The 11801-nt window shown below is 54.5% G+C and carries 8 protein-coding genes and 1 pseudogene; 6 read left to right on the forward strand and 3 right to left on the reverse strand.

Annotated features, from left to right (window positions below):
- Window positions 1–228 precede the first annotated feature (228 nt).
- From ABD931_RS28935 to ABD931_RS28945, 3 genes are all read left to right on the forward strand, one after another.
- Window positions 229–819, forward strand: a complete 591-nt coding sequence (locus ABD931_RS28935) for a gluconate 2-dehydrogenase subunit 3 family protein (protein WP_345271607.1) — start codon at window positions 229–231, stop codon at window positions 817–819.
- Window positions 820–924: 105 nt separating this feature from the next.
- Entirely contained in the window at window positions 925–2643 is a 1719-nt protein-coding gene (locus ABD931_RS28940) for an FAD-dependent oxidoreductase (RefSeq protein WP_345271609.1), read from the forward strand.
- 174 nt (window positions 2644–2817) lie between these two features.
- Window positions 2818–3411: an HD domain-containing protein gene (locus ABD931_RS28945; RefSeq protein WP_345271610.1), complete on the forward strand. Its 594-nt coding sequence runs from the start codon at window positions 2818–2820 to the stop codon at window positions 3409–3411.
- On the opposite strand, the gene ABD931_RS28950 is transcribed toward ABD931_RS28945, so the two are convergent.
- Complete coding sequence (locus ABD931_RS28950; RefSeq protein WP_345271611.1) at window positions 3392–6613, reverse strand: cyclic nucleotide-binding domain-containing protein; 3222 nt, start codon at window positions 6611–6613, stop codon at window positions 3392–3394. The genes ABD931_RS28945 and ABD931_RS28950 overlap by 20 nt on opposite strands.
- A gap of 368 nt (window positions 6614–6981) precedes the next feature.
- Between ABD931_RS28950 and ABD931_RS28955 the strand changes: the two genes are divergently transcribed.
- Window positions 6982–7194 carry a hypothetical protein gene (locus tag ABD931_RS28955; protein WP_345271612.1) on the forward strand — a complete coding sequence of 71 codons (213 nt, stop codon included), beginning with the start codon at window positions 6982–6984 and terminating at the stop codon, window positions 7192–7194.
- Between the two features lie 15 nt (window positions 7195–7209).
- A complete protein-coding gene (locus ABD931_RS28960) occupies window positions 7210–8019 on the forward strand; it encodes a hypothetical protein (RefSeq protein ID WP_345271614.1) in 810 nt (269 codons plus the stop codon).
- Between the two features lie 34 nt (window positions 8020–8053).
- Here ABD931_RS28960 and ABD931_RS28965 read toward each other — a convergent pair whose 3' ends face one another.
- Window positions 8054–8890 (reverse strand): polysaccharide deacetylase family protein, encoded by an 837-nt coding sequence (locus ABD931_RS28965; protein ID WP_345271615.1) that lies wholly within the window; start codon window positions 8888–8890, stop codon window positions 8054–8056.
- A 347-nt stretch (window positions 8891–9237) separates the two neighbouring features.
- Here ABD931_RS28965 and ABD931_RS28970 point away from each other — a divergent pair, with 347 nt between their 5' ends.
- Window positions 9238–11595: a carboxypeptidase-like regulatory domain-containing protein gene (locus tag ABD931_RS28970; protein ID WP_345271616.1), complete on the forward strand. Its 2358-nt coding sequence runs from the start codon at window positions 9238–9240 to the stop codon at window positions 11593–11595.
- 28 nt (window positions 11596–11623) lie between these two features.
- Here the strand turns inward: ABD931_RS28970 and ABD931_RS29425 are convergent.
- Window positions 11624–11801 (reverse strand): annotated as a pseudogene (locus ABD931_RS29425) (IS110 family transposase); the annotation flags it as partial.

An 11801-nucleotide genomic window follows, 5' to 3' on the forward strand; every position in this document is an offset into this window, starting at 1 on the left:
TTACATTCGGGACTGGGGTATCAATGTCCGGCCAGTTTCTTATCGAAGCAGGGCATAAGGCTGCCTAGACTCAAAATAAAATCCGTAATAATAGAATCTGTGTCCAACTTATAGGGGGCTAAACCACTTTTGGCATTCTTCATCCAAAAATCTTATTTCAAGAACTTTAGTTTATATATTTGTATTCTGCAAAAGCGTTTTTATTAAACATATTACTAACCTATTCACATGAACAGACGAGATGCCCTTTTACGGGTGGCCACGCTGGTGGGAGCGACGGTGTCGCTGCCGGCGCTGGCCGATACACTCGAGGCTTCTGCCGCTGCCCGTGCCGTTAGTGGCAAGCCCCTGCTGTTTACGGCCGACCAGGATGCGATGGTTGCCGAAATGGCCGAGGTCATCATCCCAACGACCAGCACGCCCGGTGCCAAGGCCGCCAAGGTGAACGAAGTGATCGACATCGTGCTGAAGGATTGTTACCGCGAACCTGAACAGAAGCGGTTTTTAGAAGGTCTGGTGACAACCAACAAGATCAGCAAGGATGCGTATAACAAATCATTTGTGGAGTGCGACAACGCGCAACGGATTGATGTGATGAAAAAGCTGGAAACGCAGGCCAAACAGGAGCGTGGGCAAATGATGCAGGGACCAGCCGACAAACGCTACACTCCGTTCTTCTTTATGCTGAAAGACCTGACCCTGATGGGCTACTTTACGTCCGAAATAGGTGCTACTCAGGCGCTGGCCTACGTACCTGTTCCCGGCCGTTTTGAAGGCTGCGTACCATTGAAGCCCGGCCAGAAAGCGTGGGCGATATAAATAAGTTTAAGGTTTGAGGTTTGAAGTTGCTCCGCCGGGGTAACTTTAAACCGCCGGGCAGCCCCGCTCAAACTTCAAACCTGAAACTTCAAACTAACCTATCGAATGAACCTTAATATAAAAGCACAACAAGCGAATACCTACGATGCGATTGTCGTGGGTTCAGGTATATCGGGCGGATGGGCAGCCAAGGAATTGACCCAGAAAGGCCTAAAAGTGTTACTGCTGGATCGTGGTGAAGACATTGAGCACGTGTCTGGTTATAAAACGGCGATGACCAACCCCTGGGAATTTCCGCACCGGGGCCGGCCTACTACGCAGGTGGCCGAAGAGCAGGCGGTACAGGCCCGCACGGGCTACACCATCTCAGAGTCCAGTTCGTATCTGTTTGTAAACGATAAAGACAATCCTTATCTGGAAGATAAGCGTTTCGACTGGATGCGGGGCTACCACAAAGGGGGCCGGTCGCTGATGTGGGGCCGCCAGGTATACCGCTGGAGCGACCTCGACTTTGAAGCCAATGCCAAAGAAGGTATTGCGATCGACTGGCCAATCCGCTACAAAGATATTCAGCCCTGGTATGATTATGTCGAGCGGTTTATCGGGGTAAGTGGTAATAAAGAAAACCTGCCGCATTTGCCGGATAGCCTTTACCAGCCGGCAATGGACATGTATTGCCTTGAAAAGCACATTAAAGGCGCTGTTGAGAAGAAGTGGCCGGAGCGGAGATGGACCATCGGCCGGGTGGCCCACCTGACCAAACCTACTGCGGAGCAAACGGCGCTGGGCCGGGCATCGTGCCAGTACCGGAACCTGTGTATTCGCGGGTGTCCGTACGGTGCCTACTTCAGCTCGCAGGCAGCTACCCTGCCCGTAGCGCAGAAAACCGGCCGGCTCACGTTCCGTCCGTACTCGTTTGTAACCTCGCTGATCTACGACGAGAAGAAGCAGAAAGCGACCGGTGTACGGGTAATCGACGAACAGACCAGCCAGGAACTGACGTTCAATGCCCGCATTATTTTCCTGTGTGCCTCATCAATGGCCTCTACCTACATCATGCTGAACTCGACCTCCAACCGCTTCCCCAACGGTTTAGGGAATGATAGCGGTGAGCTGGGTCATAACGTGATGGATCATCACTTCCGCGTCGGAGCTTCGGGTGAGTACGAAGGTTTTGACGATCAGTATTACTACGGTCGCCGGGCCAACGGTGTTTACGTACCACGCTACCGCAACCTGCCCGGTCAGCAGAAGCGCGATTACCTGCGGGGCTTTGGTTACCAGGGTTCGGCCAGCCGGATGAACTGGGGCCGGGGGTACGGTTTGGAAGGCTTCGGGGCCGATTTTAAAGAACAACTGACCAAACCTGGTCCGTGGACAATGGGTCTGACCGGCTTCGGTGAGTGTTTGCCCTACCACGAAAACAAAGTGGTACTTGATCACTCTAAGAAAGATAAGTGGGGGCAGCCCGTCCTGCGTTTTGATGCCGATTTCAAGGATAACGAAATGCGCATGCGGAAAGACATGGGTAACGATGCCGCCGAAATGCTGGAGGCCGCCGGTCTGAAAAACGTTCGCATCAACGATGCCGGCTCCTGGCCGGGCCTGGGAATCCATGAGATGGGTACTGCCCGCATGGGTAATGATCCCAAAACATCGGTACTGAACAAGTTCAATCAGGTGCATAGCGTTAAAAACGTGTTCAACACCGACGGTGCCTGTATGACCTCTGCCAACTGTGTGAACCCATCACTGACCTATATGGCGCTGACCGCCCGGGCGGCTAACTATGCCGTGCAGGAAATGAAAAAGCAAAATCTGTAACAAACCGTATTGGATCAGAAAAAGAAAGCACCGGCCATTCTGGTGCTTTCTTTTTATAAAAAAAGACCTGCGACATACCTAAACGAGACCTTAGTCATAATTTAAGTAACTGCTTTACGGATTTTTAGGCATTATCAAATAAATTTTTTATCATTAGGGCAAAGCCGTTAGACCATGAATCCAGAAACCGCCGAGGCTTACATCCTGGAAAAATTAGCGCATAACTTGTCGGCCACCCTTTACTACCACGGTATTCATCACGTGCGTGACGTAGTAGATGCTGCCATGCGGCTGGCCGTAGCCGAAGGGATCAACGATGAAGAAGCCATGGTGCTGCTGCGCACGGCTGCTCTTTACCACGACTCCGGTTTTATTGATACCTACCGGGGGCACGAAGAAGAAAGCTGCCGGCTGGCTCGCCAGACGCTTCCCCGCTTCGGCTATACAGAGAGGCAGATCGATCAGATTTGCGGGATGATTATGGCTACACGCATTCCCCAGGCACCCCAGACGCACCTGGAGCAGATCATCTGCGATGCCGATCTGGATTACCTGGGCCGCGATGACTTTGAGCCCATTGCCCGAACCTTATTTGACGAGCTTCGGGAGCGGGAAATGGTAGTGGACGAAGACACGTGGAACAAAATTCAGGTGCGGTTTCTGAATACGCACCAATATTGGACCCCTACGGCCATTGCCTGGCGACAGGCCGGTAAACAGGCTCATCTGGAGAAACTGCGTACGCTGGTCAGTGCGCAACCGGACTAACCGGCGCGTTTCGGACTTGCTCGTTCAGGTGACGGATTCGGCGACACAGCATTCGCATCATATTGCGCAGTACTTCACTGCGTTCTTCCATGAGGTCATAAAAATCGTCCTGGTCCACCCGAAGCAGGGTAACGTCGGTAGTGGCTGCGGCTGTGGCCGACCGGGGTTCCGTATCAAGCAGGGCCAGTTCTCCAAAGAAATCCCCTTTTCCCATCCGCGCCAGCGCCTGGTATCCGTCGTAAATCCCGACTTCACCACTGTGAATGATATACATGCAGGTGCCTAGCTGGCCTTTCTGAAAAATCTCCTGCCCTTCCATAAACGTGACTTCCCGCATGATGGGGGCAATACTGCTCAGCACGTTTTCGGGAGTGTCGGCAAACAGGCGGGTGTTTTTCAGGACAATAACCCGCTCAATGTGCGAGATGGTATTGGCGGTGTCGGTTGCTTTCATAAAGGTAGTGTCGGGGAGGGGCAAGGTGATTGCCGGAGCCTTCCCGCTGGTATCTGGTTGTAAGAGGAGACTGATGCTTTCACGCAATAACTGAACCGGGTGATTCAGGTAAGAATTGAGCCACTCGGACGAGGCTGGGGCGGCTACCCAGCGACGCAGCGCCATACTAATGGTCCAGTCGGTAAAGGTCTGTTCACCCTGCCGGATGATAAAGGTCAGAATGGGTTCGGCTTCCCCATAAGGCATGAGTTGCCCGTCTATCTGCCGGATGCGCTCGCTTAGGGGGAGTTCATCTGCCAGGGCCTGCAGGCACAGATAAACCCGCCGGGGTACCGAGTTTTCGAGCACTTCTAGCGCGTTGGCCCGGCGCTCCCGGATTTCGTGCGTGATGCCAGTCCGGACCCGGCCGATCGTATCGGCATCATACAATTGGGTCAGTAAGCTAAACACCCGCTGCTGGAGCCACTGTAGCTCATACCGCAGACAGGTAGCCAAACCCGGCTCCTCCCGACTGCCGTGCAGCAGGCGTTGCGCCAGTTGCCATTCGTCTTCCAATACCTGCTCAAAAACAGCACCTTCAGTCTGGTCGGCCGGCAGTTTATTTAAAGCCCGCAGAGCGGCCGAGCGTACCGGCAAGTCAGGCTGACGAACCAGGTTGACAAGGATACGGCGGCTTTGCGGAACATCTATGCGTTCGCAGACCAGCGCCAGCCGGACCAGTACCGCCGGATCAGCCTCTTTGCTCAACTGCTGATCGATAATCGGCAGTACCGATGGACCAATTTCACCGAGCGCAATGGCTGCCTGTTTGCCGTACGCTTTGCCGGGAAACAGGGCTATCAGCAGCTTCATCAGTGATTCGTCGTCCGTTGTGCCGGCTGCCCGGATGGCCGCCGTGACCACCAAGGGATCTGTCTGCTGTAAACAGGCTGCCACAAAATCGGTAGAGCCTGGCCACCGAATAGCCTGCACCAGGTCAAGCGCAGCCAGTTGCTCCGGTATTTCCGACGACCGGCAGAGCTGATCAAGGCCCGCCGGCACGGCCGGATCGGTTGGGCTACGTTCGTATGAACCTTGCAGGGCACCTTTGCGAATAGCCAGATCGGCGTGGGTCAGCAGGAGGTGCCGGGTATCAGCGCTGGTATCCGGCTGCAGGCAGGCCAGTCGAGCGGCCGTTTCGCGGGTTTGCGGGTCGGCTGATTTTTCGGCCAGGTCGGCCAGAAAGCTGGCGTCGACTGGTACCGATAAGGCCACCACGGCTTCGAGCGCCCGCTCCTGAACCGACGATTCGGCATGATTGAGCAACTCGGGCAGGCGCCGGCTCAACGCTTCCGGATGAAACTGCTGTAGCCAGCTCATGGCGGTAATGACCTCTTCCGGGCGGCTGCTCCGCAGGCTTTTCACTACCATGCTCAGCGCTTCTGCCGGGAAAGCCAGCGGCTCGTCGGTCATAAAGCGGTGTCCCAGGGCATCGTTCAGTTCATGCAGGTACTGCCGGTATGTGCGGTGTAGCAGAACGGCACCGGCCACGGCAACCAAAGCCATCCAGACAAACGGCAGCCAATAGCCTATAGTTGTCCAGGCGTTACCGGCCAACAGCAGGGCACTGGCTACGGCCGTGCCCAGGGGCTCATATACACTCTTAGCCAGGGTATGGCCGTTTAGTCGCTGGCGCGGAGTAAGCGGCTGAAACAGCACCAGAAATACCGGGTCGAACAAAGCCCGGCGGATCACTTCAAACAGCAGGTACAGACCGCAGAAGTAGACAAGCTGTCCAGTGGCCCCAAGCTCCTGATTGGCCACAAAGACAAACGAAAGTAATGCAACGAGCGAAGCCACCGGTAGCAATTGCAGGAGCCGCCGGATACCCAACCGCTCCAGCGCCGGACGTGAAGCCAGCAGCTTTACCAGCATGGCCACCAGATAGGTAAGCGACAGCACCAGACCCACATTTCGGAACAGCTCTTCCTGGTTATGCCATTTATGCTTGACATTGATAAAAAAGGCGTATTCAATGCCGGTTGCCACAATCGCCACCGCAACCAGGCTCAGGCACATGGAATAAATAAGCTGGTTACCCCCAAACAGCCGGTGAATAAGAGACGGCTGCGAGCGTCTTCGCCAGTATTGGCGCTTATGCGAAGAGAGCGAATGCGACCGGAAGGTGCGGTACAACACAAACAGCGCACTCAGGTACGCCACCAGCGCGCCCGACAGCAGCATTTCTACATCGGTATGGCTGTGAACCAGAGCCGCCAGCACGGCCCCTATAGCCTTGGCGGGCATATCGCCGGAGCTGATGACGCTGAAGAGCCGTTTGCCCTGCCGTACATCAAACACTACCGCCGACACCCCCCAGAATTCCAGGTTGGTGAGCAGGTAAATGACCCGGTAGCCAACCATAATGGCGATAGCCGAAGCCACGGAGTTACCCATTTCTACCAAAAAAATGGTCAGCAGGGTAAGCACCCCCACGGCTGCCAGTACCCGAACGGTCAGCCGCTGCAGAGAGAGATGATGCTCGTAATGATCGTACACCTTACCAACCAGAATGGTAACCAGGGCCGCAACCCCGTAACCTAGCGGTAGACTTGTCTCCGGGTGGTGCTCCAGCAAAATTACATTGGCCGAGACATAGACCAGTATGGTGCCAATCCCCAGCAAAAAATGATGCAGAAAAAACAACCAGACCGTGCGGACTTCGTGCGGACGTATACCCAGAGAACGATACCAATTCTTGGCCAGCATGCTATAGAGACTAACTTGCAATTGTCAAGTTTACAACTTTTTGGGCCAAATTAAAAAACAAGTATCGGCCTTTGGTCAAATTTTACGCTATAATAACATACCTGCATCCAGCGCCTATAAGATCGTTATACTAAAAAGAAGGCTCCTGAAAATCGGAGATGTCTGGCAAACTGAGGCAGTGGAACCAGCGTATTCCGGTATACTCTGAGGGCGTTTTGCCCGCATTGTTGTTTACCAGGAGCGGCTGTACAACGACTAATCATTTTACAGGCAGTGTTTCCTGTAGCATACCGTTTACTAAAAACGGTACACGGATTTGGCAGCGCGTACGTTTCCTTTACGTTATCCATACCATGTAGACAGAATGTATGAAAAAGTTTCATAAAGAAATACTTCGCTGGGTGCTTATCGGTATCTTCGCCGGCAGCTTATTTGTTATCCAGCACGTTACGTTTGCTCATCAGGTGATGCCTGATCGGTCGACTACCCCGGTAATAGCGTCTATTTCCGACCTGGGCAAACTGTTGTCGGTGCTGGCTACGCTAAGTTTGCTAATGCTCTTTTCAATGAAGAGCGAATGAGTACCCATCGGCCTGATGATTGATTTACCTTCCGGCATTGCGTTGATCTGCCTGCTCGGCGTAGCCGGTTATGCCGGGCACCAATACTGGTATAGCCGGCAACGGGCGTACTTATTTTTGCTGCTGTTTAGCGGCCTGAGCGCTTACCAGGCGTTGCTGCGGGGTCTGGTATATGAGGGGCATCTGCCAGGGGGGCAATGGTATGTTCCGGATACCGATTTTCTGATCTACTGCGTCTATACACTGCTGGTTGTCAGCCTGGGTAAGCCGGTTCGCGGGCGGGCCGGTCTGAATGGCTGGCTTACAGTCGGTATAGGGTTGTATGCCGGTCTGAACCTGGCCCTGTTGCTGTTCCGGCACGGGGACCCGTTCCGCTATTTTGAGTTCCTGCGGGTCTTTTATAAAAACATTATTGTGCCGTATAAGCTGCCGGCGGAGGTCTTTTTGCTCGTTCAGTATCCCTATTTGTTTATTGTGTCAACAACCCTGCTGTTGCTGGGCTTACTGCTGGTAGCTGGCCGAAGCCGGGGTGCTCTGAAGGCGTACAGGCTAGGCCTGATTATGCTGCTGTTGGTTACCCTGCACAGTCCGCTGATTTATTCGGCCTTGACCAACGGTCTGCCGGCCGCGGATGCCATGCCCGCGCCTTTGGCCTCCCGCCCGACCAGCCGGGCGGGGCTGGATTATGTATATCTGCTGATCAACGAGGATGTGGCTGCGGCTGTGCTTCACCTGGGCTGGGCGCTACAGGGTATTGGGTTCGTGCTCGTACTGCGCTTTCAAAGCCAGCAAAGCGGTCAGAACGTCACCATTCCCGCATCCTGATATTCCGTTTAGGGTTTCCCGCGCTTAGGGGTAGTTATCGACCACTGACCGGCGTTTTTTGCTGAACATACGCAGCTACCGTGCCAATAGGGGCCAGCCAGACACCGTTGGCCGGATTTTTGGCGTACTCGCATAATTTCTTCAGCATGGCCACGCGGGTGGTCTGGTTGCCGGATTCGCCAATTTCGTGGCCGGCCAGTACCACCCATTGCCCGGTTTCCCTGGCTTTCTCCAATATGGGCAGAATCTGCTCAAAGTCTTTGCCGTCCATTTCCATGCCGTATAGCTGGGCCATGTCGCAGAAGGTAGGGTCGTTGGGGGCTTCGTCGAGCCAGCCCCGGCCCGCCCGGAACAGGTCGGCAACGACGGGTACATAACTTTTGGTATCGCGCCCCCGCCCCACGAACGTTTGGCCACATGGATAGGCATAGACCTCCGGCTTTACGCCCAATAGAGCCTGTACCTGTTTATTGGCATCCATCAGCTCAGTGCGCATTTGCTCCAGGGTATAATTCTCCAGTGCTTTCTGCCGCGACCAGAGAAAATTGCCGCTGCACGGATGAGCCACCGAATGATTGCCGATCTCGTGTCCGGCAGCTACGGCTTTCTTCCAGCCGTCGAGCCGCTGTTTCACGGCGGAGGGAACCACAAAAAACGTTGCTTTTACGCCGTACTGATCCAGCAGCGGAGTGCCCACGTCGACATTGCTCAGCCGGGCGTCATCAAAACTGAGGCTGACGGCCACCCGTTTGCCTTCCGGCCAGGTATAGGGAGCGGCCGGCTGGGCCAGGACTGGTTTATTGGTGAAAATAAGAAGTACCGGCAGCAGAAGCCGGCAGATTCGGGCAGGAGTCGGGAATATGGGTCTCATAGAATCAGGGCGAAAAGGAACAGGCGCTAAACGTGCTAAGTAATCACAAAATCCGGAAAAAAGATAGCACCTGCGCTGCGGAGATCCGGAGCCCGATATATGTGGCCCTTCTGCCGTTTTCACCGGTTCATCCACTTCTTTTTTTCCGGCGCTCCCGGTGACCATAGCTTTGGCCTATCATTCACACCAGACAGCTGACATTCAGAATTTGCTGTTCGTCCCAACCCTTACCAAACGTCCCTGCCAGTTACCGTTTGGCCCAAAAGGCTGCTAAACGGCCCGATGTTAGGCATGGCGTTGGCCGGCTACGCAATTTTGCCGTGTCGTTTCAAAACCAATCTGTCCACATGAAAAAGCGCACGCTACTACTCGCTTTTGTCCTGCTGAGCCTGACCGGATTCGGCCAGAGCCTGACGCAAACCATCAAAGGAAAAATCATTGACGCCCAGTCGGGCAGCGGCTTGCCGGGAGCCAGCGTAGTGCTGGTTGGCACCAACCCGCCGAAGGGGAGCGCTACCGATGCCGATGGCGAATTCCAGCTTACGAACGTCCCCGTGGGTAGGCAGGCGCTGCGGGTCACCTATGTAGGGTATCGTGAACAGGAGATACCGAATATTCTTGTTACCTCGGGCAAGGAGGTAGTGTTGCAGATCAGCTTGCAGGAAGAGGTAATTACCGGTCAGGAAGTAATTGTAAAGGCGAAGCGGGACAAAAACCTGCTCAACAACGAATTCGGTACGCTGAGCGCCCGCACCTTCGATGTGGAGCAGATCCGGCGCTTTGCCGGCAGCCGCAACGACCCCGCCCGCATGGCGGCCAGTTTTGCCGGGGTAGTAGGGAACAACGACGCCCGTAACGATATTGTGGTGCGCGGTAATTCACCGCTGGGATTGCTCTGGCGGCTGGAGGGCGTAGATATACCCAACCCCAGCCACTACGGCTCGCTGGGCGCTACGGGTGGGCCGGTATCCATGCTGAACAACAATACACTGGCCAAGTCGGACTTTTTTACGGGAGCCTTCCCGGCTATGTACGGCAACGCGCAAAGTGGCGTTTTCGACCTGCAACTGCGAAACGGCAATGCCGGCAAGCGCGAATATACCGGTCAGATGGGCTTCAACGGCTTTGAACTGGGTGCCGAGGGACCCATCGTACCCGGCAAAAAAGCGACGTATCTGATCAACTACCGGTACTCGGTATTGGGGGCTGTTAAGCTGCTGGGGCTGAACTTTGGTACCGGCTCGGCCGTGCCGCAATACCAGGACCTGACATTCAAGTTCGACCTGCCGACGGGCCGGACCGGCAGCCGCTTTACGCTGTTTGGCGTAGGTGGTCTGAGCCGGATCGATATGAAAGCGAACCCGGAGGATACCACGAATTTATACGGTGATCCTTACCGCAGCACGTTCAACACGGCGAAGATGGGTGTAACGGGGCTGTCGTACACGCATTATTTCAACGACCGTACTTACCTGAAAGCAACCGTAGCCGCATCGGGTTCGGCATTTTATGTAGTAGAGGATACGCTGAACGCCGAGCGGGTAGCGCATCCGTACTTCCGCGACGGCTCGCATCAGGAGCGGCTAACGGCCCTGGTGCAACTTAATAAAAAGTACAGCGCCCGGCATTCCGTATCGGCCGGGGCTTACTTCCACCAGTTGTTTTTTACCTACGCCGACAGCGTATTTCTGCACCAACAGGCGTTTCGTAAACTGCACGACGTAAAAGGCAATACCAGTCTGATGCAGGCCTACGTGCAGTGGCAATTTAAGCCCTCGAACCACCTGACGCTGAATTCCGGTCTGCATGGCTCGCTGTTTGCGCTCAACAACAGCACGGTGCTGGAGCCGCGCTTTGGGGCCCGGTACGAGATCAATCCCCGGCAAACGGTATCGTTCAGCGCGGGACTGAACAGCCTGCTGCCGCCCATGCAGATTTACTTTTACAGAACCCGGCTGTCGGATAATGAATACATCCAGACCAATCGCAACCTGGGCTTTACCCGCAGCTTCCAGTCCGTGGCCGGCTACGAACGCACCGTGGGCGATAACATCCGCCTGAAAGCCGAAACCTATTTCCAGTACCTCTACAACGTACCGGTCGAACTGCGGGCGTCTTCGGCCTCGGCCGTAAACGTGGGTGCCGATTTCAGTACGCCTAACGTAGACAGTCTGGTGAACAAAGGGCTGGGCCGGAACTACGGGCTGGAACTGACAGCCGAACGCTCGTTCAGCAATGGCTACTACTTCCTGATCACCACCTCGCTGTACGATTCCAAATACCAGGGCAGCGACAAGGTCTGGCGCAATACGGCGTTCAACGGCAATTATGTAGCCAATGTGCTGGCCGGAAAAGAATTCCAGTTAAGCGAGCGCAACACGCTGTCGTTCGATACCCGAATCACGCTGGCCGGTGGGCGTCGCTATACGCCCATTAACCTGGAGGCTTCGCGCCGGGCCGGCGAAACGCGGGTGTATGCCGATCAGGCGTATGAAGCAAAGTTTCGGGATTATTTCCGGACCGATTTCAAAATAACGTTCCGCCGGAACGGCAGCCGGGTCACGCAGGAATGGTTTGTCGACTTCCAGAATATTTTCAACACGAAGAACCTCTTCCTGCAATACTACGACAACCGCAGCCAGCGCATTCGAACCGCCTACCAACTCGGCTTTTTCCCGAATTTTAATTATCGGATTGAGTTTTAGGTATGTAGAACGGATCGATTTCTATGATCTAAACAAGTGAAATCGTATAATTTTCGTCATAATTTCTGTTCTGGCGAATACAGGCAAAAATCCGTTGGACAATCTTGTTGCGTACATTGTTGAGTACTAACATTTTGTTCTTGCCTTCCGCCACTTTGCGTTGATAGTATGTTCTCAGTTGTGGACAGTGTTGTATGGCCGACATG

Source organism: Nibrella viscosa, assembly GCF_039541875.1.
GTDB classification, from domain to species: domain Bacteria; phylum Bacteroidota; class Bacteroidia; order Cytophagales; family Spirosomataceae; genus Nibrella; species Nibrella viscosa.

Excerpts from the sequence above, each read along its gene's own strand:
- ABD931_RS28935 (WP_345271607.1), top strand. The coding sequence starts at position 229 with ATGAACAGACGAGATGCCCTTTTACGGGTGGCCACGCTGGTGGGAGCG.
- ABD931_RS28940 (WP_345271609.1), top strand. The coding sequence starts at position 925 with ATGAACCTTAATATAAAAGCACAACAAGCGAATACCTACGATGCGATT.
- ABD931_RS28945 (WP_345271610.1), top strand. The coding sequence starts at position 2,818 with ATGAATCCAGAAACCGCCGAGGCTTACATCCTGGAAAAATTAGCGCAT.
- ABD931_RS28950 (WP_345271611.1), bottom strand. The coding sequence starts at position 6,613 with ATGCTGGCCAAGAATTGGTATCGTTCTCTGGGTATACGTCCGCACGAA.
- ABD931_RS28955 (WP_345271612.1), top strand. The coding sequence starts at position 6,982 with ATGAAAAAGTTTCATAAAGAAATACTTCGCTGGGTGCTTATCGGTATC.
- ABD931_RS28960 (WP_345271614.1), top strand. The coding sequence starts at position 7,210 with ATGATTGATTTACCTTCCGGCATTGCGTTGATCTGCCTGCTCGGCGTA.
- ABD931_RS28965 (WP_345271615.1), bottom strand. The coding sequence starts at position 8,890 with ATGAGACCCATATTCCCGACTCCTGCCCGAATCTGCCGGCTTCTGCTG.
- ABD931_RS28970 (WP_345271616.1), top strand. The coding sequence starts at position 9,238 with ATGAAAAAGCGCACGCTACTACTCGCTTTTGTCCTGCTGAGCCTGACC.